General features: G+C 59.8%; 22 protein-coding genes and 1 riboswitch. Of the genes, 2 read left to right on the forward strand and 20 right to left on the reverse strand.

The annotated features are described in order from the left end of the window. Positions 1-161: 161 nt before the first annotated feature. The 17 genes from BN1190_RS13820 to BN1190_RS13900 form a co-directional block, all read right to left on the reverse strand. A complete protein-coding gene (locus tag BN1190_RS13820; RefSeq protein ID WP_040287578.1) occupies positions 162-1358 on the reverse strand; it encodes an acetyl-CoA C-acetyltransferase in 1197 nt (398 codons plus the stop codon). A gap of 192 nt (positions 1359-1550) precedes the next feature. Further along, positions 1551-3701 carry a (Fe-S)-binding protein gene (locus tag BN1190_RS13825; protein WP_040287579.1) on the reverse strand — a complete coding sequence of 717 codons (2151 nt, stop codon included), beginning with the start codon at positions 3699-3701 and terminating at the stop codon, positions 1551-1553. Positions 3702-4359: 658 nt separating this feature from the next. Further along, on the reverse strand, positions 4360-5043 hold the full coding sequence (locus BN1190_RS13830) for a hypothetical protein (protein WP_052461894.1): 684 nt from the start codon (positions 5041-5043) through the stop codon (positions 4360-4362). Continuing rightward, entirely contained in the window at positions 5040-5633 is a 594-nt protein-coding gene (locus BN1190_RS13835; RefSeq protein WP_040287580.1) for a cob(I)yrinic acid a,c-diamide adenosyltransferase, read from the reverse strand. The genes BN1190_RS13830 and BN1190_RS13835 overlap by 4 nt, the downstream gene beginning before the upstream one ends. 14 nt (positions 5634-5647) lie before the next feature. Next, a complete protein-coding gene (locus BN1190_RS13840) occupies positions 5648-6040 on the reverse strand; it encodes a bifunctional adenosylcobinamide kinase/adenosylcobinamide-phosphate guanylyltransferase (protein ID WP_040287581.1) in 393 nt (130 codons plus the stop codon). After that, complete coding sequence (locus BN1190_RS13845; protein WP_040287582.1) at positions 5992-6579, reverse strand: histidine phosphatase family protein; 588 nt, start codon at positions 6577-6579, stop codon at positions 5992-5994. The genes BN1190_RS13840 and BN1190_RS13845 overlap by 49 nt, the downstream gene beginning before the upstream one ends. After that, positions 6552-7181 (reverse strand): adenosylcobinamide-GDP ribazoletransferase, encoded by a 630-nt coding sequence (locus BN1190_RS13850; RefSeq protein ID WP_040287583.1) that lies wholly within the window; start codon positions 7179-7181, stop codon positions 6552-6554. The genes BN1190_RS13845 and BN1190_RS13850 overlap by 28 nt, the downstream gene beginning before the upstream one ends. Continuing rightward, the gene (locus BN1190_RS13855; RefSeq protein ID WP_082023429.1) at positions 7181-7516 is read right to left on the reverse strand and encodes a histidine phosphatase family protein; all 336 of its coding nucleotides are present in this window, start codon (positions 7514-7516) and stop codon (positions 7181-7183) included. Before BN1190_RS13855 ends, BN1190_RS13850 begins: the two co-directional genes overlap by 1 nt. Then, positions 7453-8214 carry an adenosylcobinamide-GDP ribazoletransferase gene (gene cobS, locus BN1190_RS13860; protein ID WP_040287584.1) on the reverse strand — a complete coding sequence of 254 codons (762 nt, stop codon included), beginning with the start codon at positions 8212-8214 and terminating at the stop codon, positions 7453-7455. Before cobS ends, BN1190_RS13855 begins: the two co-directional genes overlap by 64 nt. After that, complete coding sequence (locus BN1190_RS13865; RefSeq protein WP_052461896.1) at positions 8211-9047, reverse strand: cobyric acid synthase; 837 nt, start codon at positions 9045-9047, stop codon at positions 8211-8213. The genes cobS and BN1190_RS13865 overlap by 4 nt, the downstream gene beginning before the upstream one ends. Continuing rightward, on the reverse strand, positions 9044-10693 hold the full coding sequence (gene cobD / locus BN1190_RS13870; protein ID WP_082023430.1) for a threonine-phosphate decarboxylase CobD: 1650 nt from the start codon (positions 10691-10693) through the stop codon (positions 9044-9046). Before cobD ends, BN1190_RS13865 begins: the two co-directional genes overlap by 4 nt. Next, positions 10680-11648 (reverse strand): adenosylcobinamide-phosphate synthase CbiB, encoded by a 969-nt coding sequence (gene cbiB, locus BN1190_RS13875; RefSeq protein ID WP_040287585.1) that lies wholly within the window; start codon positions 11646-11648, stop codon positions 10680-10682. The genes cobD and cbiB overlap by 14 nt, the downstream gene beginning before the upstream one ends. Then, the gene (locus tag BN1190_RS13880; RefSeq protein ID WP_338066441.1) at positions 11636-13105 is read right to left on the reverse strand and encodes an adenosylcobinamide amidohydrolase; all 1470 of its coding nucleotides are present in this window, start codon (positions 13103-13105) and stop codon (positions 11636-11638) included. The genes cbiB and BN1190_RS13880 overlap by 13 nt, the downstream gene beginning before the upstream one ends. Beyond that, positions 13102-14097 carry a FecCD family ABC transporter permease gene (locus BN1190_RS13885; RefSeq protein WP_040287586.1) on the reverse strand — a complete coding sequence of 332 codons (996 nt, stop codon included), beginning with the start codon at positions 14095-14097 and terminating at the stop codon, positions 13102-13104. Before BN1190_RS13885 ends, BN1190_RS13880 begins: the two co-directional genes overlap by 4 nt. Further along, on the reverse strand, positions 14094-15101 hold the full coding sequence (locus BN1190_RS13890) for an ABC transporter substrate-binding protein (RefSeq protein WP_040287587.1): 1008 nt from the start codon (positions 15099-15101) through the stop codon (positions 14094-14096). Before BN1190_RS13890 ends, BN1190_RS13885 begins: the two co-directional genes overlap by 4 nt. A gap of 118 nt (positions 15102-15219) precedes the next feature. Then, positions 15220-15405: riboswitch (cobalamin riboswitch) on the reverse strand. 512 nt (positions 15406-15917) lie between these two features. Continuing rightward, a complete protein-coding gene (argS, locus tag BN1190_RS13895; protein ID WP_040287588.1) occupies positions 15918-17585 on the reverse strand; it encodes an arginine--tRNA ligase in 1668 nt (555 codons plus the stop codon). Continuing rightward, a complete protein-coding gene (locus BN1190_RS13900; RefSeq protein WP_052461897.1) occupies positions 17582-18019 on the reverse strand; it encodes a DUF1934 domain-containing protein in 438 nt (145 codons plus the stop codon). The genes argS and BN1190_RS13900 overlap by 4 nt, the downstream gene beginning before the upstream one ends. A 161-nt stretch (positions 18020-18180) precedes the next feature. Between BN1190_RS13900 and BN1190_RS13905 the strand changes: the two genes are divergently transcribed. Continuing rightward, a complete protein-coding gene (locus BN1190_RS13905) occupies positions 18181-20238 on the forward strand; it encodes a transglycosylase domain-containing protein (RefSeq protein ID WP_040287589.1) in 2058 nt (685 codons plus the stop codon). Positions 20239-20860: 622 nt separating this feature from the next. Here BN1190_RS13905 and BN1190_RS13910 read toward each other — a convergent pair. Further along, positions 20861-21391 (reverse strand): YwhD family protein, encoded by a 531-nt coding sequence (locus BN1190_RS13910; RefSeq protein WP_040287590.1) that lies wholly within the window; start codon positions 21389-21391, stop codon positions 20861-20863. A gap of 68 nt (positions 21392-21459) precedes the next feature. On the opposite strand from BN1190_RS13910, the gene BN1190_RS13915 reads away from it, so the two are divergent. Continuing rightward, positions 21460-21645 (forward strand): 2-hydroxymuconate tautomerase, encoded by a 186-nt coding sequence (locus tag BN1190_RS13915; protein ID WP_040287591.1) that lies wholly within the window; start codon positions 21460-21462, stop codon positions 21643-21645. Positions 21646-21698: 53 nt separating this feature from the next. On the opposite strand, the gene BN1190_RS13920 is transcribed toward BN1190_RS13915, so the two are convergent. Both BN1190_RS13920 and BN1190_RS13925 read right to left on the reverse strand, forming a co-directional pair. Then, positions 21699-22202 carry a YwgA family protein gene (locus tag BN1190_RS13920; protein ID WP_040287592.1) on the reverse strand — a complete coding sequence of 168 codons (504 nt, stop codon included), beginning with the start codon at positions 22200-22202 and terminating at the stop codon, positions 21699-21701. 15 nt (positions 22203-22217) lie between these two features. Beyond that, positions 22218-23516: an HD domain-containing protein gene (locus tag BN1190_RS13925; protein WP_040287593.1), complete on the reverse strand. Its 1299-nt coding sequence runs from the start codon at positions 23514-23516 to the stop codon at positions 22218-22220. Positions 23517-23537 lie beyond the last annotated feature (21 nt).

Below are 23537 nucleotides of genomic sequence, written 5' to 3' on the forward strand. Positions count from 1 at the left end.
TGTGAATTTGCTCATAAACCTGCGAAAGTGATCATAAATCACGAAATGTGCTCATAAACTTGCGATTTCGCTCATAAAACTCGAAAAGTGATCATAAACTCAAATTTCCGCTCATAACCGGGCCCGAAGTGATCATAACTTCACAAAGCCGAGCCGGATCGTCACCCTTGCTTCGGCACTTCGATCATGATGGCATCGCCCTGGCCGCCGCCGGAGCAGATGGCTGCGATGCCGATTCCGCCGCCGCGGCGTTTCAGTTCGTAGGCGAGCGTCAGGATGATGCGCGCACCGCTTGCGCCGATCGGGTGGCCGAGAGCGACCGCGCCGCCGTGGACGTTCACTTTCTCGGGATCGAGTTTTGCGATATCCGAGCTTGCGAGTGCGACAACTGCGAACGCTTCGTTGACCTCGAACAGGTCGATGTCCTCGATCGATCTGCCGGTCTTCTTCAGGATTTCATTGATGACAAGGCCTGGTGTCTGCGGGAAATTCTCCGGCTCGATGGCGACTTCGGCATGGCCGATGACTGTCGCGAGCACGTCTTTGCCTTCGCGCTCCGCACGTTCGTCGCTCATGAGGACCATCGCACACGCGCCGTCATTGACGCCCGGTGCGTTGCCCGCTGTGACGGAACCGTCCTTGCCGAATGCCGGGCGCAGCTTCGCGAGCACGTCGAGGGACGTCTCTTTCCGCGGTGCTTCGTCCTGGCTCACGACAACCGCGTCCCCTTTGCGCTGCGGGATTTCGACGGATACGATCTCTTCCGCGAAGATGCCGTCTTCCATCGCCTTTACCGCACGTTCATGGCTGCGGAGCGCCCATTCGTCCTGGCGCTCGCGTGTCACACTGAATTCGTCTGCGGTCTTATTGCCGAATGTCCCCATGTGCGCATGACCGGGTGCGAATGAATCCGACAGCCCGTCGTAGATCATGCCGTCGATCAGCTGCGCGTCGCCCATACGGAGACCGAAGCGTGCATTCGGCAGGTAGTACGGCGCGTTCGACATCGATTCCATGCCGCCTGCGACGATCACTTCCTCGTCGCCGAGGCGGATGAGCTGGTCGGCAAGTGTAACGCTGCGCATGCCGGAGGCACACACTTTGTTGACCGTCTCCGTCTTGACACTCCACGGGATTCCGCCTTTCACCGCTGCCTGACGGGACGGGATCTGCCCCTGGCCACCCTGCAGCACCGTCCCCATGATGACCTCGTCGATCTGGTCAGGAGCAACACCCGCCCGTTTCAAGGCTTCTTCGATCGCAATGCCGCCGAGGTCGCTCGCCGTCTTCGTCATCAGGGCGCCCCCCATTTTTCCGAAAGGTGTCCGTGCGCCGTCAATCAGTACTGTTTTTGCCATTTGTGTCATCCCCCAGTTTTTTGATAGCGTTTTCATTTCCATGATGAACGAACGACTGAACGCTCGCTCGGCGTAAGCTCGGAAGAAAGGGGAAGCCGCCTGTGCTTCCCCTTTTTCCTGTTCTGTTTCCGACAATTCTGTTCTGTCCGACTGTCTCAATTGTAAAACAAGTCTTGCAAACTCGCAAATTATTTATTGCAGGACCGGCTCCTGCTCACTTACAGCCGGTTCCGACGGTTCTTCCCCAAATACCGAGCGCTCGAGCAGCTCTGCGATGTCGTACGTGCCGACCGAATCTTCGACTTCGATGGCTTTCGTCCCGTCCGACAGCATCGTCAGGCAGTACGGACAGCCGGATGAAATGATGCCCGGCGTGACTTCCATCGCCTGCTCGGTGCGCGCGACGTTGATGCGGTGGCCTGCGTCTTCCTCCATCCACATGAGTCCCCCGCCGGCGCCGCAGCACATGCCGTCCTGGCGGTTCCGCTTCATCTCGACCAGGTTGACGCCCGGGATGGCCTTCAGGATTTCACGCGGTGCGTCGTACACATCGTTGTAGCGGCCGAGGTAGCACGAATCGTGGAACGTGATCGTTTCGTCGATCGCGTGCTTCGGACTCAGCTTGCCTTGTTTGACCAGTTTGTTCAGCAGTTCCGTATGGTGGAATACTTCCGCTTCGAAACCGAAGTCTGGGTATTCATTCTTGAAGATGTTGAACGCGTGCGGATCGATCGTGACAATCTTCTTGACGCCCGCTTTCTCGAATTCCGCGATGTTGGCAGTCGCCAGTTCCTGGAATAAAAACTCATTCCCGAGACGCCGCGGTGTGTCGCCGGAGTTCTTCTCTTTGTTGCCGAGGATTGCAAACGACACGCCCGCTTCGTTCAGCAGGTGCGCGAATGACAGCGCGATTTTCTGCGAGCGGTTGTCGAATGCGCCCATCGAGCCGACCCAGAGGAGGTATTCGAACTCTTCGTCCGCTTTCTTCAGTTCTTTCACGGTCGGAATCTTGAGATCCGGACGGGCATCCCGCCAGTTCTCTTTCTCTTTCCGGTTCAGCCCCCACGGGTTGCCCTGGCGTTCGATGTTGGTCATCGCGCGCTGTGCATCCGCGTCCATCTTCCCTTCCGTCATGACGAGATAACGGCGCAAGTCGATGATCTTGTCGACGTGTTCGTTCATGACCGGGCACTGGTCCTCACAGTTCCGGCATGTCGTGCACGCCCAGATCTCCTCTTCGGTGATGACGTCGCCGATAAGGGACGGGTTGTAGATATCGTCCATGGTCGCGCCTTCGAGGCCTGCAGCGAGGGCGATCTGGTTGCCTTTCGTGTTCTTGAACATTGGCGCCGGGACCCACGGCTTCTGTTTTGTCGTGAGCGCACCGTAGTTCGTCAGGTTATCACGCAGTTTCGTGATGAGGTCCATCGGCGACAGCATCTTGCCCGTGCCTGTCGCAGGACACATATTCGTACATCGTCCGCATTCGACGCATGCATACAGGTCGATCATCTGCAGCTGGGTGAAGTCGGTGATCTTGCCGACGCCGAGTGCCGGCATCTCGTCTTCATCTTCCACTTCTTCCAACGCTGCAAAGTCGACCGGTGCGAGCTTACCGCGTCGGTCGAACCGCTGCATATACGTATTGACCGGTCCGGCGATCAAGTGCGCGTGCTTCGACTGCGGCACATAGACGAGGAATGTCAAGAGCGTCAGCAGGTGGACCCACCAGGCGCCGAAGAAGATGGCAGCCGCAGCAGTCGGCGGCAGGAAACTGAAAACGGTTGCAATTCCCGATGCCATCGGTTCCGTCCATGTCGTATCGTGGCCGTGCCAAATCAGGTTCATGCCATTTGCGACGAGTGTCGAAATCATGAGGGATCCGATAAAGATGAGCACGAGACCGGATTTCCATCCGCGCTTCAGGCGGACAAGTTTTTCCATGTAGCGGCGGTAGAATGCCCAGACGACCGCGACGAGGATGACGGCGACGACGATTTCCTGGAAGAACGTGAAGAACGGATACACCGGTCCGAGCGGCAGGTGTGAATCCGGCTTGAGCCCTTTCCAGATGAGATCGATGGCGCCGAACTGCACAAGCAGGAATCCATAGAAGAACATGACATGGATGGCGCCGCTTTTCTTATCCTTCAATAGTTTTTTCTGGCCGAATACGTTGATCCAGACCTCTTTCAGACGGCGCTGGATATTGTTATCGAACTCTTCCTTCTGTCCGAGACGGATGAATTGCGTCCTTGTTTTGACGACGTATGTGAAGAGCGCAAGGCCGTACGCCACGATGGCCAGGAACAGCACCCAGTTGGCGATGAGTAATGGTGACATGAGGTCCTCCCCTTTTTTGTATGATATGAATGTTCTTACTAGTCTAGATGAATTCAGGCAGATTGTCGATGCATTATTTATTAGTTTAAGATATGAATGAGCATTCAGTCAATGAGTATTTTGAAATGATTCGGAATTCAGGGGTGGGAGCAGCTGTGAATCGGGCGAGGAGATTAGGAGGAACCTTGAGCGGGCGTGGGTCTTGTTTGAGCGTTTGGCACGTCTGCTTGAGCGTTCCGGAGGTTGCTTGAGCGTTCGCCGCTTTACTTGAGCGTTTGCCGCTTCGCTTGAGCGTTCCGCGGTTTGCTTGAGCGTTCGCCGCTTCGCTTGAGCGTTCCGCGGTTTGCTTGAGCGTTTGACACTTCGCTTGAGCGTTCAGAGCAGCGTTTGAGCGGGGGTCATGTGTTGATTGGAAAATGTGAAGCGCAGCGGAGCCGGCCAATCAATCTTGGTCTGGTTTGGGGAAGTGCCCATTCAGCGCGAGCCGGCGAGTGGGGGGCAGGGCTTCGGCTTCCGCGGAATGGAGCGGTCAGCGGCGGGAATCGAGCGGTTTGCCGTACAAAAGGATCGCTTACCCGCGGAATCGAGCGGTTCGCCGTACGAATGGATCGGTCAGCGTGATCAATCGAGCGGTTCGCCGTCGTCCCCGCCCCGGCTGTCAGCCGCGCGCAAGCGGCTGCAGCAGCGGGCCGAAGTGGGCATGGGCAGCGGGTTGTTTGTCCGGCGCAATCTGAAGCAGGACGGCGGTCGCCGGGCCTGCGGATGCAGACAGGTCGACCAGAGTATCAGCCGGGACCGCGCCGGGCACCGCGTGTTCAAGTTCTGCGAGGATGCCGCCCGAGCCGGCGGGCCAGATGCGGCAGATGAGGTTCTGCCGCCGGGCCTCCTGCAGCTTGGCGAGCGATGCAATGTTTCCCGGCAGTTCGAGCACGGCGCCGCCGGTGAGCGGTGTGCCATAGATGAACCAGTCGCCCGCAGCAGGCTGCAGACCGGCTGTACTCCGCCCGATGAACGTCACGGCGACTGCCGACTGGCGGAGCAGCATGTTTGTTTCACTGCTCCCTTTGATTGGCGGAGCCAGTTCGCCGATTTCATCGAACACGTCCCGGATCCCTTCACAGTACGGCTCCCAGCTGGCCTCCCCGCTGAAGTTGTGGAGCAGGACGGCTTCCGGTTCCGCATCCGCCGCCCACTGTTCGAGCAGGCAGACGCGGGCTGCGAACCGCGCCGTCACGCGGTCCGGCACAGCGACGAGATCCTCCCGCTTTTGCCCAATGCCGCCGGAGTTGTCGGTCGTGATGATGAGACCGCCGATCTCGAGCGCATTCCGCAGCCCGGTCACTCGCCGTCTTTCGCTTTCTTATTGTCCTCGGTGCGGAACACTTTCGCACTGCGGACGTATTCGTTGTCCTGCACATCCGCCCGTTTGTTGACGATGCGCGCTGCGACGAACAGGTAATCGGAGAGTCGGTTCAGATAGCGCTGCACGGTGCCCGGTACGTCCTCTTCCTGTTTCATGAGCGTGACGGTGACCCGTTCCGCGCGGCGTGTGACCGTGCGGCATACGTGCAGGGCCGCGGCTGCCTTCGATCCGCCCGGCAGGATAAACTTCTCGAGCGGCGGCGCTTCTTCCATCAGTTCATCGATCCGCTGCTCGAGCACCCCGATCGGTTCGTCGGACAGTTTGTAATGCCGCTCTTTCATGACGTTCGCAAGGTCGCCGCCGCCGTCGAACAATTCGTTCTGGACGGCTTCGAGATCGTCGAAGATATCCCGGCATGCCGCCTGGTCGAGTTCCGCCATTGCCTGGCCGATGAATGAATTCAGTTCATCGATCGTTCCATACGCTTCCACCCGGAGGCTGTCTTTGTCGACACGGCCGCCGATCAGGCTCGTCTGCCCTTTGTCGCCTGTTTTCGTATACAATTTCATGAGTAATCCTCTCCCTATTTCAGTTTTTGCGGGATGCCGAACCATATCCGGGTCACGGATTCCGCTTCGTGTGCGAGACGCTGGCTGAGCCGGCCGCACGCATCCCGGAGCGCGCGTTCTTGCGGATCCGCCGGCACGATGCCGCGTCCGATGTCCGTCATGATGACGGTGACGTTGCGGTCCTTGACGAACGACAGCAGTTCGTCGGCTGCCTGCTGTTCATCCGCAAGGCGCCCGGCCATCCATTGTTCCAATCCGCAGAGGACGAGTGGCCGGTCCGCCGGAAGTCCGGCCGCCGACGTCGGATCGAACGGACCGTCTCCGCCGAGCCAGACAGCCCGGTCCCCGAGCAGTTCCCTCACATATTTCCGTTTTCCATTGGCAGCTCCGCCGAGTATGACGTGCATCGCCGTCCCTCCTTCCATGCAGCCGCCGACGCCCAGTACAGGCGGTGGCGGCTTCCGTGCGGGACGTCCCATTCCCAGAATTCCAGCGGGTCCGGTGCGAAACGGTCCAGCAGCAGCCGGATCGGTCCGCCGTGCGTGACGACCCGGGCGCCCGCCGGAAGCTCGCGGAACGCGTCGGTCACCCGCTTTTCCATCTGCAGCAGCGATTCCCCGTCCGGCGGGGAAACCTGCAGCGGATCATCCACCCAGCGCCGGTATGCTGTATTGTTTTCAAGCTGCGCATACGTTTTCCCTTCAAATTCCCCGAAATTGCATTCGCGGAACCGGCTGTCCGGCACGTAGCGGGCTCCGGGATACAGCAGTTCCGCCGTCTGCCGCGCACGCAGCAGATCGCTGCCGTACACGGTCTGCAGCTGTTCGTCCGCCGGGCCGGTTACCGCCGGGCGGATCGGTTCGTCGGACCAGCCGACGTAGGCCTTCCGTCCATTGCCGTCCGTCGGCAGATGCCGGATCAGGACAAGCTCAACACCGTGATCCACAACAGCACCTCCATCCCTTCGATGAATGCCCCGCACAAGTCACCCGTGACACCGCCGAAGTGCCGCCGGCTCCAAAAACGGAACAGCAGGACTGCTCCGGCGATGACCGCGGCCAGGGCGAGGGGCAGCATGACGGTCCCCGTGTACCGCCCGCACAGCACGACAGCCGCTCCCAGGCAGCCTGCCGTCCAGCCGGCCAGCACACTGCTGTTCAGCCGGCTCCGGAAGAAATGGGCGATGCCCGTCTCCTTGGCCGGTTCCGTGATGACGAAATAGACAGCCATGGCACTTCTGGACAAAAACGGGATGATGATGACCCAGCCCCAGCTGTCCGCATGGGCCGCTGCCCATTCGTACAGGACCGCGAACTTCAGCAGTACGAGCACCAGCAGGCCGAGCACCCCGAACGCGCCGATCCGCGGATCGCCGAGGATCTCATGACGTCGTTTTCGATCTTGATATGAAAAGAACGCATCACACGTATCCGCAACGCCGTCGAGATGGAGCCCTCCTGTCAGGATGACGCCCGCCGCAAGCATGAGTGCAGCGGTCAGGAGCGGGCTGAACCCCGCATATGCTCCAGCCGCATGGATCCCGAGCATCAGNCCCAGCGCCGGTATGCTGTATTGTTTTCAAGCTGCGCATACGTTTTCCCTTCAAATTCCCCGAAATTGCATTCGCGGAACCGGCTGTCCGGCACGTAGCGGGCTCCGGGATACAGCAGTTCCGCCGTCTGCCGCGCACGCAGCAGATCGCTGCCGTACACGGTCTGCAGCTGTTCGTCCGCCGGGCCGGTTACCGCCGGGCGGATCGGTTCGTCGGACCAGCCGACGTAGGCCTTCCGTCCATTGCCGTCCGTCGGCAGATGCCGGATCAGGACAAGCTCAACACCGTGATCCACAACAGCACCTCCATCCCTTCGATGAATGCCCCGCACAAGTCACCCGTGACACCGCCGAAGTGCCGCCGGCTCCAAAAACGGAACAGCAGGACTGCTCCGGCGATGACCGCGGCCAGGGCGAGGGGCAGCATGACGGTCCCCGTGTACCGCCCGCACAGCACGACAGCCGCTCCCAGGCAGCCTGCCGTCCAGCCGGCCAGCACACTGCTGTTCAGCCGGCTCCGGAAGAAATGGGCGATGCCCGTCTCCTTGGCCGGTTCCGTGATGACGAAATAGACAGCCATGGCACTTCTGGACAAAAACGGGATGATGATGACCCAGCCCCAGCTGTCCGCATGGGCCGCTGCCCATTCGTACAGGACCGCGAACTTCAGCAGTACGAGCACCAGCAGGCCGAGCACCCCGAACGCGCCGATCCGCGGATCGCCGAGGATCTCATGACGTCGTTTTCGATCTTGATATGAAAAGAACGCATCACACGTATCCGCAACGCCGTCGAGATGGAGCCCTCCTGTCAGGATGACGCCCGCCGCAAGCATGAGTGCAGCGGTCAGGAGCGGGCTGAACCCCGCATATGCTCCAGCCGCATGGATCCCGAGCATCAGGATTCCGATCAGCGCGCCGACCCACGGAAGGGCGCCGTACATGACGGTGACCGTCCGCCGGTCCATCGGGAGTTCACGGCGCACCGGCAGGCTCGTGAAGAACTGCAGGGCGAGCAGGAGACCGGTCATGGCCGTCCCTCCCCGCCATCAATGAGCGAGCGGATGAATGGCCAGTCGACCGCCTTCCGGACGTGCGCCGCCCAGCCGTCATACTTGTCGCCGCCCGCTGTATAAGCGGCGATCTCTCTGTCGGCGTCCTCCTCGGCGATGCCATGAGCCGGCAGATGCGGGATGATTCCCGCAACAGGTATCCCGGTGTAGGATTCAAGCCACTCGACACCGTCCCGGAACGATGCCGGATCGCCTTTGAATTGATTGATGACAATCGCTTTGACACGGGCCCGCTCATTGGGGCGCAGGAGTGCGAGTGTCCCTGCGATGGATGCGAACACGCCGCCCCGGTCGATGTCTGCCACGAGGATCACGGGGACGTCAGCCATCTCCGCGATGCGCATGTTGGTGATGTCACGGTCGCGGAGATTCATCTCCACCGGGCTGCCTGCCCCTTCGATGACGAGGGCGTCGTATGCCGCTGCCAGCGTATCGAGTGACGAGCGGATCGTCCGGAGCGCTTCCTCGAAATACTGCTCACGGTACGCCAGACCGTCTGTCGGCATAAGCGGGCGTCCGCAGAATGTTCCCGTCAGTATGCCGTCCGGCCCCGGCTGCAGGATAATCGGATTCATGGCGGAGACGGCTTCCGTACGGGCGGCCTCCGCCTGGATCGCCTGCGCCCGGCTGATCGGGATGCCGTCCGATGCCGGGACGCTGTATGGCGACAGGTTCTGCGACTTGAACGGCGCCGTCCGGATTCCCTCTTCTGCGAGCAGCCGGCAGAATGCCGTGCAGACGAGACTCTTTCCCACGTCGGATGCGGTGCCCATCACCATGATACCTTTCATCGGGCGCCGCCCCCTTTGTGGAACACCGGAATGCCGCTGTCCATTTCGACTGCGATATCTGCCCGCAGAGCGAGCTGCTGGTGGAGACGACCGAGCCATTCCGTGTAGCTGCGGGTCGTTTCGTCGTCTTTCAGCGGTTCATCGAACACTTCATTGGACACGATGGCGAGCACGCCGGCGGTTTCCAGTATTTCATCGAGCGTCGTGAGCAGACGCTCCATTTTGCGCTCCAGGCAGCCGGGTTCCAGGATGCAAGGCGTGCCCGTCTCCCAGCCCGTGAATGCCTCATTTGCAAGCCAGGTCGTCGCACAGTCCCACAGCACATGGTCGCCGGGCTGCAGCTGCGGTACCGCGTCCCCGAGATCGACCGGCTGCTCGATGGTGACCCAGCCGTCGCCAGCCCGGCCGGCTTTGTGCCGTTCGATCCGAGCTTTCATCTCGGCATCATCCGGCCGGCCGGAGGCGATGTAGACGAGCCGGCCGCCGGTCTTTGCAGCCCTCTCTTTGACGAATGACTCCGCAAAGGCGCTTTTGCCGCTGCGCACTCCCCCGCAGATGAAGGCGAGCGTCCCCCTGCTGAATAGTTCATCAAGCGCTTTCCGCAGCCGCTCCATATCGCGGGCGGTCTTCATGCCGATCCGGAGCCAGCGTCCGTCGAGCCCTCGGAAATTCTCCGTATGCCGCACGACCAGCCCCTGTTCGAGCAGGCCTTTCAGGACAGAATCTGCGGACCGGGATGCCGGCGGCTTGAACAGCAGGAAATTTGCAGCAGACGGCAGCACCGTACAGCCATGCGACCTGAGGAACTCCGTCATCTTCACACGCTCGGCTGCGGCCCGGCTGACCGCTTTCTGGCGGTAGTCCTCCTGCTTCAGACAGAGCGCGCCGATCTGCGCGGCGACTGCATTGACATTCCAATGCGGGGCCATGGTGCGCAGACGGCCGATCCGTTCAGGATGCGCGACTGCATACCCGAGCCGGATGCCAGGGACCGCATACAGCTTCGTCATCGACCGGACGACGGTGAGGTGATCGAATTCCCCGATGTCCGGGATGAAGGAATGGGCTTCGTCCGCCCAGTCGATGAAGGCTTCATCCAGAATGACATCACAGTGTGCCTGCCCGGCTTCTTCGATCAGCCCCCGGAGTATCCGGCGGTCCGGCAGCAGGCCTGTCGGATTGTTCGGCGTGCACAGATAGAGCACATCGGCACCGGCCAGCTGTTCCCGGATTTCATCTGCAGGCAGGGCGAATCCGCCGGTTTCCTGTGCCTGGATCCGGATGATGTGCGCACCGGCAGCCGTCAGTGTCGCTTCGTACTCGGAGAATGCCGGATCGATGAGGATCGCCCGCTTTCCGGCATACTGCTGCGCAAGGAGTGACAGCAGTTCCGCAGCGCCGTTCCCCGGCAGGATCCGCTCCGCCGCGACTCCGTGATACGCCGCTGCAGCGGACAGGAACGGCTCGCCGGATGGGTCCGGATACCGGACGATCGCCGGATAGAGCGATTCCCAGTGCCGGAACACAGCAGCCGGCGGTCCGGCGGGGTTGCAGTTTTCGCTGAAATCGGTGACGGCGGGCGGCACCGGGATATTGAGCTGTCTATAGAGCATATGCGGATTCGCGCCGTGTTCAGGCAAGTGCATAACAGATTCCTCCTATCAGGATGCCGATGAGCCAGATGATCCATGAGGTGCGGGTGAGCTGTACGATGGTCTCGTCGATGTCGTTCGCGGACAGCCGCCGCAGCCCCGGTCCAAACTGCGGCCGGTGCGACGGCACGCCGCGGTATGTATTTGTTCCGCCGAGCCGGACGCCGAGTTGCCAGGCGGTGGCGGCTTCGAGATAGCCGCTGTTCGGACTGGGATGTTTGCGGGCGTCCGTCCGCCAGCCGGCCAGCCGGTCCATCAGCGGGATGCCGCTCGGGTTCGGGGAGACGAGCAGGATCACAAGTCCCGAAATCCTGGCGGAGATGAAGTTCAGAATGTCGTCCAGGCGTGCGGAAGCGGTGCCGAACTGCAAGTACCGATCATCTTTATACCCGACCATCGAGTCGAGCGTGTTGACGGCTTTGTACAGCCAGATGCCGGGCGCCCCGCCTAGGAATGCGAAGAACAGAGGGGCGGTGACGCCGTCCGAAATGTTTTCGGAGACGGTTTCGACGACTCCTCGTGTAATCTCCGGTTCATCGAGCATTTCCGTGTCGCGTCCGACAATCCAGGACAGCTTGCGCCGCGCTTCCGTCACATCACCCGCAGCAAGGGGATGCGCCACGCCGCGCGCCGCATCCGCCAGACTCTTTTGTGCGAGTGCGACGGCGATGAGAATGCTCTCCGCAATCACACCGGCGGCCGGATGGAGCCAATAGCCGCCGGCCGTTATCACGCCGGCCGCAAGTATCGCAGGCAGCACGGTGAGAAGCAGCAGGAGCACACCCTTCGCTGACCGGTATCCGCCCCGGTTCAGGTTCTTTGTCAGGAAGGCGATCCACGCGCCGAGCCAACGTACGGGATGGGGCCAATGCGGCGGATCGCCGAGCAGCCGGTCGAGGAGGAAGCCGATCGTTACCGCCAGCAGATGCAGTGCAATCAGCGTGTCCATCCTTTCGCCTCCTTGTAGGTCCGGATTGCGCAGACCGTGCATTCGAACACACCGGTCCCGATTAGTTTGCCGAGCGACGCGACCGGCCCTGCATACGGAAGTTCCGCCCCCTGCTGGACCGCCGCGACCAGGATGCTGTCCGTCGACGTTCCGGTCGCCTGTGTGCCTGTGAGCGGGTCGAGGACATTCTCTGCCTGCAGGGCGCGTGTTTTCGCTTCGGTCGCCGTGATCATCGCCTGAATGAATGCTTCGTCCGTCAGGCGGCCATTGACGAACACCCATGTATTGATGGTGCCGGCGGCCGTTTCGCGCATGGCGGCGCAGGACGCATCGACGGCATTTCCGACACCGGCCGTGACGGCGATGACGACCGAGAACCCGTCCTCTTCATAGCGGCGGATTTCCGCATCCTTCGTATGGACGGCGGTCATCATGCCGACTGTGCCGGTCAGCGGGTGCCCGGCCGCCTGCAGATAGGCGGCCATCTCTTTGCTGACGTCATCCGTATTGTAGGCGGCATCCACCCGCCGGTTGACGAAGGTCCGGTACCAGCCCGTGCCCGGGTTATGGACAGCCGACGAAACCGTTTTCAAGGCGATCGGCGTCTTGAGCACGACGGCATCGGACGTGACGGTGAACTGGGCTTCATCCACCTCGAACGGTATGGGACTCTGCACAGCGGACGGCAGCAGGGTCATCTGCGGTTTCGGCAGCGACGGATGCGCCTGCGTCCTGACGTCCGCCCCGTAGACCTCGCGGATGACCGCTTCCCGGACGATCTCCTGCGGTTCGCCGATCTTGGCGATGCGGCCATCCTGCATGAGCAGCAGGCGGTCGCAGTACAGAGCCGCCAGGTTGACGTCGTGGAAAACGGAGACGACGGTCTTGCCTTCGTCTGCAGCCAGGCTCCTGACCGTGTCGAGGAGCTGCTGCTGGTAGGCGATGTCGAGATGGTTCGTCGGTTCGTCGAGCAGCAGGAGCGGCGCCTGCTGGGCGAGCGCCTGGGCGACGAACACGCGCTGCTGTTCGCCGCCGGACAGTGATTCGATGAATGCCTCCGCATAGCGTGTTACACCTGTCCGCTCCATCGCGCGGCAGACGGCCTCCTCATCCGCTGCCGTCCAGCTTGCGAACAGGCCCGACTGGTACGGATAGCGCCCGAGCTCCACGGTCGACCGCACCGTGTTCGAGAAGGCATGGGCATGCAGCTGGGGCAGGACGGCGACGCGGCGGGCGAATTCTTTCGCAGTATAGCTGTCTGACGGCCGGCCGCCGATTTCGACGGTGCCTCCCTGTTTCGGCAGGATGCCCGAGATGATCTTGAGCAGCGTCGATTTGCCGCTGCCATTCGGCCCGAGGATGCCGAGCACTTCACCCGGACGTACATCGAAGGAGACGCCATCCACGATGAGCCCTTTTCCATAGCCGCCTGAGACGTTTTCCACGTGCAGCATCATGCAGTCCCCCCTTTCCTCTGCCTGTAGAAGATGAATGCGAACACCGGCGCGCCGATGAATGCGGTGATGACGCCGACTGGCAGTTCGGTCGGCGCGATGATCGTGCGGGCGAGCAGGTCACAGATGATGAGCAGCGAGGCTCCGTTCAGGAATGACAGCGTCAGCAAGTGCCGGTGGTCGGACCCGAACAGCAGGCGTGTCATGTGCGGGACGACGAGGCCGACGAAGCCGATCGTGCCCGAGACGGACACCGCGGCGCCTGTCAGGATGGAGCCGCCGATCAGGATGGTGAGCTTGCGGCGGGCGACGTCGACGCCGAGGTGCTTCGCCCGTTCCTCCCCGAACAGCATCGCGTTCAGCTCCCTCCGGTTCATCCAGAGAAGGAATGCGCCGATCACAGTGAACGGCAGGATCATCCAGACGTACTTCCAGCCGCGCATCGACACGCTGCCGAGCAGCCAGCCGATGATCTGGCGCAGCTCCTCGCCGGTGAGTGCGATCATGAGTGACAGCACCGAGCCGAGGAACGAGCCGAAGATGATGCCGGTCAGGATGATCGTCTCCATATTGAGTCCGCGGTCGACGAGTTTCGCGAATGCGAGCACAGTGAACATCGTGGCGGCGGCACCGAGCATGCTGAAGACGGGCAGGGTGTACAGCCCGAACATCGGAATGCTGATACCGAAAAAGAGTGTCATCACAGCGCCGACTGAGGCGCCGGATGACACTCCGAGCGTGTATGGATCCGCAAGCGGGTTTTTCAGCAGGCCCTGGAAGGCAGCGCCGGCGATCGCAAGCGATGCGCCGACAAGCCCTGCCAGCAGGACGCGCGGCATCCGGATCTTCCAGAGGATGGTGGATGCTGTCTGATCCGCTCCGTTGTTCCACAGCGTGCTCAGCGGGAGGTGCACCGCCCCGATCGATACACCGAGCCAGACAGCCGTTACAAGGACGGCCGCTGAGACGGTATAGGCGATCAGCGGGCGTCTCACTGGAACGCCTCCGGATAGACCGCTTTCGCGACTTCCTCCAGTCCGTCCGCGAGACGCGGGCCTGTCCGGCTCGTCAGGTTGGCGTCGACCTGGACGACGCGGTCTTCCTTGACGGCCGTGATGTCCGCAAAGCCTTCACGCTTCTTGACGCTGTTGACGACGTCCGGCGTGTAGTCATGCATGACGACGATGACATCCGGATCCTGTTTGACGATCTCTTCCGGGCTGATCATGATCCAGCCGTCTTCCGTCACGACGTTCTCGGCGCCGATCTTATCGAGGATCTCCTGCATGAACGTATTCTTGCCGGGTGCGTAGATTTCAGGCACATCGGATGTTTCGACGAATACGCGTTTCTTGTCTTTGACATCTTTTGTTTTCTCTGCGACTTCATCGACTTTCGTTTTCATGTCTTCGATGACTTGTGCCGCTTCTGCCTTCTTGCCTGTTGCTTCGCCGATCGCCTCGATCGTTCCGTACGTTTCATCGAAGTTCATGGCGTTCTTGACGACGTACAGGTTGATGCCGGCGTCGCGGATCTGCTGGAAGCCTTCTTCCGCACCAGGCAGCGACATTTCATGGGCGAAGACGATATCCGGGTTGAGGGAGATGATCTTTTCGATGTTGAGGTTCATGTCCCCGATCTTATCCTTGCTTTGTGCGGCTTCCGGATAATCGGAATAATCATCGACCGCGATGATTTCGTCATCCAGACCGAGGGCGAACAGGATTTCCGTGTTGCTCGGCAATGTGGAGATGATGGTTTCCGGTGCTTTGTCGAGGGTGATTTCCTCACCGGTCGCATCAGTGACGGTCAATGGATAGGCGACGGCATCCGCCTGGCCGTCCGATTCGCTGCTTGCATCCTTGCTGCTGTCCGACTGTTCGGTCGTCGAAGTGCTGTTGTCCGATCCGCTGTCTTTTGCGTTATCGGCGCTGCCGCATGCTGTCAGAAGCAGGACGGCGAGGATGGCTGTGAGCCAAAACTGCCAAAGTTTCTTCATGGTCGTTCCTCCTGTTTTCTCGCCAAACAAAAATCCCCCGTTCGGACACGAGGGATGAGCGCAGTCGAAATAAGGCGGAGAACCGCCGCATTTCACCGTGCCTATCCGCGTAGGGTCCGGGTGATCAGCAAAGAAGGCAGGTCTCCTGGCTTGTGCGTCAGACACCCGATCCGCGCCTTCCCGGGGTTCAGCCGGTGGCGGTTGCGGACGAGCTCGGCACTTACAGTGGCGGGACCGCGCCGGATTTGAACCGGCTTCCCTTTTACCCCCGTCGGGACGGGGCACCTTTTTGCGAGTTTGGTATGTAGTTTGATAGTGTTCCGCTCTTATTATACAGAACTGTCTGGATTTGTCGAGTGCCGTGTGGAGGGAACGCCCTGGGAGGACGCTTCCCGCAGGCATATCGGACAGTTGGCTGGGGTTATCGGACATTTGGCGCGTGGTATCGGACACTTGGGCGGAAGTATCGGACACACCGCCGAATTTATCGGCATCCAGACACAATTCACGAGCCTGGCTTGTGCTCGCTCCCGCTCGTTTGCTGCCGGAGCCGTCTTGGACGCGGCAGCTCTCCAGAACCATGACGGCTTGTGCGGCGCGCAGAAAAAGACAAGCCATCCCTTGCACTGCCGGGCGTATCGGACAGTTGCTGAGAGATATCGGACACTTGGCGTGTGGTATCGGACAGTTGGCGAGATGTATCGGACACTTGGGCGGAAGTATCGGACACTTCGCCGAATTCATCGGCATCCGGACACAATTCTCACCGATTCCGCGCATGCAAAAAGCCCGGCGCGTTCGGCGCCGGGCTTTCGGTTACATGCGGTCGGGTGCTGCGACACCGACCAGTTTCAGTGCGTTGGCGATTGTTGTGCGGGTCGCGGTGACCAGTGCGATACGGGCTTCCGTCAGCTCACGGTTGTCCGGGTCGAGCACTTTTTCCGCATTGTAGAAGCTGTGGAACGTCGCCGCCAGCTCCTGGATGTATGTCGTGATGCGGTGCGGCGCACGGAGGCGCGCCGCATCGCCGACGATTTGCGGGAAGTCGCCGATCTTCTTCAGCAGCTCGATCTCCTTCTCGGCCTTCAGCAGATCGACGTGCTCCATGGATGCTGCGAACCCTTGCTCCGCTGCTGCACGCAGGATCGACGAGATGCGGGCATGCGCATATTGTGCATAGTATACCGGGTTTTCATTCGACTTGGACACAGCGAGGTCGAGGTCGAAGTCCATCTGCGAATCGCCGGAGCGCATCGCGAAGAAGTAGCGCGCTGCATCCAGACCGACGAGTTCCACGAGCTCACGCAACGTGACCGCCTTGCCCGTCCGTTTGCTCATCTTGAACTTCTCGCCGTCCTTATACAGCTGCACCATCTGCGCGACTTCCACTTCCAGCGTGTCGCGATCGTAGCCGAGCGCCTGGATGGCCGCTTTCATGCGTGGAATGTAGCCGTGGTGATCGGCACCCCAGATGTTGATGAGTGTGTCGAACCCGCGGCGCAGCTTGTCTTCGTGATACGCGATATCCGGCGTCAAGTATGTGTATGTGCCATCTTTTTTGATGAGGACACGGTCTTTATCATCGCCGAATTCGGTCGAACGGAACCACGTAGCGCCGTCCTCCTCATAGACATGACCGTTTTCACGGAGCTTGTTCAGGGCTACATCAATCTTGCCGTCCTTATAGAGGGAGGTCTCGGAGAACCAGACGTCGAACGGCACGCGGAAATCGGCGAGGTCCTGCTTCAGCTTGCCGAGCTCGATGTCCAGGCCGTATTTGCGGAAGAACTGATAGCGTTCTTCATCCGGCACAGATACGAATTTGTCGCCGTATTCCGCGACGAGCTGCTTGGCGATATCAATGATGTCCGCGCCCTGGTAGCCGTCCGCAGGCATGTCCTTGTCGAGGCCGAGTTCCTGGAAATACCGGGCTTCGACGGAGCGTGCAAGGTTTTCGACCTGGTTGCCGGCGTCGTTGATGTAATATTCGCGGGAGACATCATAGCCTGCGAAGTCGAGGATGCTGGAGAGCGCGTCGCCGAGCGATGCGCCGCGGGCATGGCCGAGGTGCAGGTCGCCGGTCGGGTTCGCCGAGACGAACTCGACCTGGATCTTTTCGTGCTGCCCGGACTCTGTGCGGCCGTAAGATTCTCCCTGGCTGAGCACCGTCTTGACGACGTCGCTCAAGTAATCCTTCTTGAGGATGATGTTCATGAATCCCGGACCTGCGATATCGACGGACTCGATCGATGTGCCGGATGTATCGAGCTTCTCGAGGATCGCTTCCGCAATCGAGCGCGGCGGCTTCTTCGCAATTTTCGTCAGCTGCATGGCGATGTTGGTCGCATAGTCGCCGTTGTCCTTGTTCTTCGGTGTTTCGAGCATGATGTCCGGCAGGCTGGTCTCATCCGCCAGGCCGGTTCTCAGCACTGCTGTATGCAGGGCGTCTTTCACTTCGTTCTGGATCTGTTCAACTGCATTCATCGTGTTCCCTCCGCGTAAGTAATAGTCAGTTCATAGTGTCCGAGCAATCCGTCTTCAGCGTGCATATCGTAGCTGACGCGGAATTCGCCGCGGTCGTGATCTTCCGTCAGCAGGAGCTCATTCGTGACCACGTGCAGATCGAGCGCCAGCGGGCCGTTTGCATACGTGCCGGGCCGGGTCCCGCCGGGTGCGAATGGCAGCCGCATCCGGATTGCGCCGGTCCGCATGATGACCGCGTCTTCCGGATCGAGCTTGATCGTCGTCCGGACGGTTTCCGCGTTCTGCTTCTCTTCGTAGCGCAAGTACCGTCTGCCGCCTTTTTCCGTGATCGTCCCTGCCAGTTCGAGTTCCATGAAATCCGTGTCCTGTCCGGGATGCCGGATCTCCGATTTCAAGTTGATCGTCACCGGTACGATTGGGGGCTGCGTTCCCATCCGTCCACCGCCTTTTCGAGTCTATATTCTATCTATTATAGCGGCTGCCGCACGTTTTTTTCAATCCCGGCCTGTCCGTTGCCCTTTTTTGGAGAGTTCCGTTTAATTCACCTCCGCCATTCCCATACTGACCGCAAACGTTTTGGAAAGGACAGGATGCTATGCGGCGGACGGATTTTGTGAAGAAGACCAGACGGAAAGCCCGGTACCGTTTCGCAGGGCTGCTGACGATCACGGGGTTCACGGCGGTGCTGACGGTTCTCATCTGCCTGCGGGTGTATGCGCAGATCGCAGGCCCGCCGTCGCTCAGTGTGCCCGAGGCGACGGTGTTCATCGACCGGAATGACCATCAGATCGGCGACCGGTTCTCCGGGGAGCGCCGCTACTGGGTCGGCTTGGATGAGATGTCTCCGTTCCTCGTCGATGCGTTCGTCGCGGTGGAGGATAAGAATTTCTACAAGCACGGCGGGTTCGATTATAAGCGGATTGCGGGCGCTGTCCTGAAGGATGTGAAGGCGGGCCGGAAAGCGGAAGGGGCCAGCACGATCACCCAGCAGTACGCACGGAACCTCTATCTGACGAACGAAAAATCATGGACCCGGAAAGCGAACGAAGCGCTCTATGCATACCGGATGGAGCTTTTTTACGATAAAGAACGCATCCTCGAAGGCTATCTGAACACTGTCTATTTCGGTCATGGTATGTACGGCGTCGAAGCCGCGAGCCGGTACTTCTTCGCGAAGCCGGCGGGGGAGCTGACGCTTGAGGAGGCGGCGGCCATCGCCGCCATCCCGAAAGGGCCGTCGATCTACTCCCCTGCCGCCAACAAGGAGAAAGCGGAAAACCGCCGCCAGATCGTGCTGCGGCTGATGGCGGAACAGGGGTTCATCTCCCCCGACCAGAGGGAACGGGCAGGCGGCCAGCAGCTTGTGCTGAAAACGGAAGAGTGGTCGGATCAGAAGGACATCGCTCCCTACTTCCTGAACGAAGTGTGGCAGGACGCAGAAAAGATCCTGGTCGGCAAAGGGAGGTATCCTGCGGAAGGCGGCTGGACCATCAAGACGACGCTCGATCTGGCGCATCAGCAGAAGGCGGAGGAGATCATCGCGGACCGGATGCCGGACAATGACCTGCAGATCGGGTTCGTCTCCATGAAACCGGATACCGGTGAAGTGACGGCGATGGTCGGCGGCCGGAGCTTTGCGGACAGTCCGTTCAACCGGGTCACACAGGCGAAGCGGCAGCCGGGCTCCGCCATGAAGCCGATCCTGTATGCGGCGGCGCTTGAAGACGGGTTCAATCCGCTGACGTTCATCTCGACGGAAAAGACGATTTTCACGTATGACGACGGGCGTTCGTCGTACGAACCGAGCAATGTCAACGGAAAATTCGGCGATCACCCGATTTCACTGGCACAGGCGCTCGCGGTGTCCGACAATATCTATGCCGTGAAGACGCTCGAGGAGATCGGCTACCGGAAATACAATTCAATGGCCGAGAAGCTCGGCATCCAAGTGAAGTTCCCCGAGTCCCCCGCTGTCGCTCTCGGTACGTCCGCAGTGACACTGTTCGAGATGACAGGCGCCTACAACCGGGTGGCGTCGGGCGGCCGGAAGATCGATCCTGTCCTGATCCTCTCCATCGAGGACTCCCGCGGGAAACTGGTGTATGAGCACCCTGAACAGACGAAGAAGCGGGCGATGACCGAGGAGAATGCGTTCGTCCTGACCCATCTGATGACGGGGATGTTCGACCCGGTGTTCAATGACTATCTGACCGCGACCGGCGTATCGATGCGCGCTTCGCAGACGCGGCCGTATGCCGCAAAGTCCGGGACGACGCTGTCCGACCAATACTTGATCGGCTACTCCCCGACACTGACGGCAGGCATCTGGACCGGCTACGACGTCGGCAGGCAGATCGAGGAAGCCGAGGACAAGGCGGCCTCGAAACGGATCTGGATCGACTTCATGGAAAGTGCGCATTCCGGTCTACGGCCTGAGCCGTTCCTGCCGCCGCACGGAGTCAAAGGGGTCACCGTCGATATCGAGACAGGCGGCATCGCGGTGGAAGGCTGTGCGAAGCAGCGGCTCGTCTATCTGAAAGAACGCGATGTGCCGAAGCAGCTCTGTACGGATAAGACGCTGCGGGAGACCCGGCTGCAGGGGACGAAGGAGAAAAAAGGGTTCGATCTGTTCCCATTTTCGTTCTTTGAGTGATACAGGGGCGGAGGACAGCCTGCTGCACCATTTGCGTCCTTCCGCAAATTGGGCGGCAGCCTGTCCTCCTTTGAATGGGGCAGCCTCCATACAGCCGGATAGCCCGCATACATGCTTCTGTGGTGTTGCTTGAGCGGGGGACGGCTTTGCTTGAGCGCAGAGGCAACTTGCTTGAGCGCGGGATGACTCTGCTTGAGCGCGGGATGACTCTGCTTGAGCGCGGGATGATTTACTTGAGCGCGGGATGACCCTGCTTGAGCGCAAGACGACTTACTTGAGCGCGGGACAACCTGCTTGAGCGCGGTGCTTCGAGCTGCCGCGTGAATGGAGCGGTTTGCGGGCGGAATGGATCGCTTAGGCAGCGGAATGGAGCGGTTCAGCCTGTTGAAATACCGTGCAGCATTATGGATCGGGTCGCCGCGTGAATGGAGCGGTCCGCCGCCCGCACTATGCACAACCACGAAAAAAGCTTCCTGCCGTTGGGTCGAACGGCGGGAAGCTTTTTATGCGGCGGGCGAGCCCGCGTGTCCTAGCCTACAATAGCAAGCTATCTTTTAGTTTACTGTGTTTCCGTGTGACATTCAACTACATGTTACCGGTTTTTCCCGTTGTCACAAAGCCTTCATAAATGAGGGGACGATTCGCTGAGTGCGATGTGGAGCTTCGGCTCGCTGTTGTTCCACATTTCTTCATTATGCTCTTTCAGGAAATCTGCGAGGATCTCCTTCGAAGTTTCATCCATATTGTCAACGAGGATCTGGCGTTTCATCGACTTGTCCATCCGGTTCACATGATCGGCCAGGATCTTATAGCCGCGTCGCTTCTCCCGGTTGACGATCATTTCACAGGATGTCACGCCCGCGTAATAGGGTCCGTTTTCATTGAAATCGATCGTCACCCAGATGAGCCAGTACAGCTTGCCGCCCTCCGAGTCTTCGCGGTTCGTTGTGAACTTGATGCCCCGCTCGATATCGCTTTTCGCATGCATGGCGCCCACTTCGATGGAGGCCGTGCCTTCTTCTGTATCGATCATGACGGGTGTCACGTTCTCAAGCGACAGCGATCCGATGCCGAACCCTTTGTGTCCGTCAGTCGGATCGTTCTTGATGATCGTGAAGCCCAGCTTCTGTTTCGGTTTCTGCTCGTCTGCCATTTCCGCAAGCCCCTTCCTTTCTGGTAGTATATCTACTATACCCAATTTACCGGAAAGGTGGAACCAGGATGCCGTATGTAACTGTGAAGATGCTGGAAGGGCGGACGGATGAGCAGAAGCGCGAATTGTGTGAGAAAGTGACAGCCGTCGTTGCCGAGACTGTGAATGCACCGAAGGAAAAAGTCGTCGTGTTCATTGAAGAAATGCCGAAATCGCATTACGCGGTCGCCGGCAAGCGCCTCAGCGACAATTGAGTAAAAGCCGGATGGCAGCCAGGTCACCCCTGTGCCATCCGGCTTTCTTCGTTTCACGCCACGCACGCTGACATTTCAGCGATGAAGGCGAACGCGGTGTCCATCTCCTCATCGGAGAAGTTGAGCTTGTTCTTGACGATCCGCACTTTCGCAATCTGGTCCGCACGGTCGAGATGGTCGAAATACAGCAGTGTCGACACGAGTTCCAGGAAACGGGAACTCTGCGTATTGAGCCGGCTGATGCACGGGCCGAGCTCGTCCGCAGGGAAATCCGCCGTCTCGGAAAACTTCACGCCGTCCTCCGTCGCCTTGTACGTGTACTGCACATAAGAGCCTTTGTCGGTGCAGGTTTCATGCAGGAATCCCATCTCGCACAATTCCTCGATCCGCAATGTCAGTTCCTCCGAATAAGGGCCGTACATGTGCAGCTCGTATTTCTCCGCAAAATCGAACTGCAGTTTCTTCAGTATGTATACCATCTTCTGTAATTTCTTCCGCCCGTTCACTTCCTCCGCGAGGGAGATCATCTGGACGATCTTCGCGTGTTCCGCAAGCATTGCGCACGCTCCTTTCTAGCTTCTCAGCAGCTGCAGTATTTCGTTGTACAGCGGGTTGTCCCCCTGCTGTGCTTCCAAGACGTCTTCCGGGAAATAGATTTTGTGGTCCGTGCGCCGCTTGCCGGAGATCGCATCGACGATGTCCGAGGAGCGCGACAGTTCGCTCAGCTCCCCGTTCGGCAGCTGCAGGTAGATCGGGACGCGCTCGTTCTCTTCACCGGGCCGATAGAAGTCGTATGGCAGATCGGAGGATGAGTCGGTCACCAGATAATATTCCGGATCGAGTCCTGCCTGCCGGAACAGGCCGTCGAGCCGCAGCAGTTTGCGGTATTCCTTCGCAGGATCGAATTCCGCGTACTGGAACAGTTTCCGGTTGATGAACCGGCCGCACAGGTCGGACAGGATCGGATCCTGTTCCTTCATCCACAATTGGAAATAGGTGAACAGCACGCCTTCGTCGAGCGAGATGTAGTCTTCCAATGTAATGGTTTTATCGAAAAAAGCACGGAAGGCGATGGGGTCCTGTTGAAACGTATACCCTGTTTTGTACAATTCTTTCGCCCGGTGCAAAATTTTGATGAGAATGACTTCAGCGCTCCGGGAAACCGGGTGGAAGTACACCTGCCAGTACATCTGGTAGCGGCTCATGATGTAGTCCTCGACGGCATGCATGCCGCTCGACTTGATGACGACCTGCTCTTCCGCCGGGCGCATGACGCGGAGGATCCGCTCCATGTCGAAGTGGCCGTACTGGACGCCTGTGTAATAGGCGTCGCGCTGCAGGTAGTCCATCCGGTCAGCATCGATCTGGCTGGAGATCAGACTGATGACGAGCTTGTCCGCATACGTCTTGCCGACGACATCCGCGACGCGCTGCGGAAATTCCGGACTGACCCGCTTCAGGACGGCATTCACTTCCGTATCGCCGAGCAGGATGGCCTGCGTGAACTTCTCGTGATCGAGGTCGAACACTTTTTCGAATGCATGGGAGAACGGGCCGTGGCCGAGGTCGTGGAGCAGTGCTGCGCAAAGCGCGACGAGGCGTTCACCCTCATTCCATTCGGGTCTGCCGCCGAAGCCGCTGTCGATGATGCGGCGGACAATTTCGTAGACACCGAGGGAATGCTGGAACCGGCTGTGTTCCGCGCCGTGGAAGACGAGATAGGTCGTGCCGAGCTGCCGGATCCGGCGCAGGCGCTGGAACTCCCGCGTGCCGATAACATCCCAGATCACCCGGTCGCGTACGTGGATATAGCGGTGCACCGGGTCTTTGAACACCTTCTCTTCCGCCAGTTTTTCATGCTCGTAGGACATGCCGCACCTCCGTTCATCGTT

Source organism: Sporosarcina koreensis, from assembly GCF_000826145.2.
GTDB lineage: Bacteria > Bacillota > Bacilli > Bacillales_A > Planococcaceae > Sporosarcina > Sporosarcina trichiuri.

Bases quoted from the DNA above. Each gene is read 5' to 3' on its own strand.
- BN1190_RS13880 (WP_338066441.1), bottom strand. From the start codon at position 13,105: ATGATGCTGCACGTGGAAAACGTCTCAGGCGGCTATGGAAAAGGGCTC.
- BN1190_RS13865 (WP_052461896.1), bottom strand. From the start codon at position 9,047: ATGAAAGGTATCATGGTGATGGGCACCGCATCCGACGTGGGAAAGAGT.
- BN1190_RS13825 (WP_040287579.1), bottom strand. From the start codon at position 3,701: ATGTCACCATTACTCATCGCCAACTGGGTGCTGTTCCTGGCCATCGTG.
- BN1190_RS13850 (WP_040287583.1), bottom strand. From the start codon at position 7,181: ATGCTCGGGATCCATGCGGCTGGAGCATATGCGGGGTTCAGCCCGCTC.
- BN1190_RS13905 (WP_040287589.1), top strand. From the start codon at position 18,181: ATGCGGCGGACGGATTTTGTGAAGAAGACCAGACGGAAAGCCCGGTAC.
- BN1190_RS13890 (WP_040287587.1), bottom strand. From the start codon at position 15,101: ATGAAGAAACTTTGGCAGTTTTGGCTCACAGCCATCCTCGCCGTCCTG.
- cobS (WP_040287584.1), bottom strand. From the start codon at position 8,214: ATGACCGGTCTCCTGCTCGCCCTGCAGTTCTTCACGAGCCTGCCGGTG.
- BN1190_RS13840 (WP_040287581.1), bottom strand. From the start codon at position 6,040: ATGCACGTCATACTCGGCGGAGCTGCCAATGGAAAACGGAAATATGTG.
- cbiB (WP_040287585.1), bottom strand. From the start codon at position 11,648: ATGGACACGCTGATTGCACTGCATCTGCTGGCGGTAACGATCGGCTTC.
- BN1190_RS13820 (WP_040287578.1), bottom strand. From the start codon at position 1,358: ATGGCAAAAACAGTACTGATTGACGGCGCACGGACACCTTTCGGAAAA.
- BN1190_RS13835 (WP_040287580.1), bottom strand. From the start codon at position 5,633: ATGAAATTGTATACGAAAACAGGCGACAAAGGGCAGACGAGCCTGATC.
- argS (WP_040287588.1), bottom strand. From the start codon at position 17,585: ATGAATGCAGTTGAACAGATCCAGAACGAAGTGAAAGACGCCCTGCAT.
- BN1190_RS13900 (WP_052461897.1), bottom strand. From the start codon at position 18,019: ATGGGAACGCAGCCCCCAATCGTACCGGTGACGATCAACTTGAAATCG.
- BN1190_RS13915 (WP_040287591.1), top strand. From the start codon at position 21,460: ATGCCGTATGTAACTGTGAAGATGCTGGAAGGGCGGACGGATGAGCAG.
- BN1190_RS13910 (WP_040287590.1), bottom strand. From the start codon at position 21,391: ATGGCAGACGAGCAGAAACCGAAACAGAAGCTGGGCTTCACGATCATC.
- BN1190_RS13920 (WP_040287592.1), bottom strand. From the start codon at position 22,202: ATGCTTGCGGAACACGCGAAGATCGTCCAGATGATCTCCCTCGCGGAG.
- cobD (WP_082023430.1), bottom strand. From the start codon at position 10,693: ATGCACTTGCCTGAACACGGCGCGAATCCGCATATGCTCTATAGACAG.
- BN1190_RS13925 (WP_040287593.1), bottom strand. From the start codon at position 23,516: ATGTCCTACGAGCATGAAAAACTGGCGGAAGAGAAGGTGTTCAAAGAC.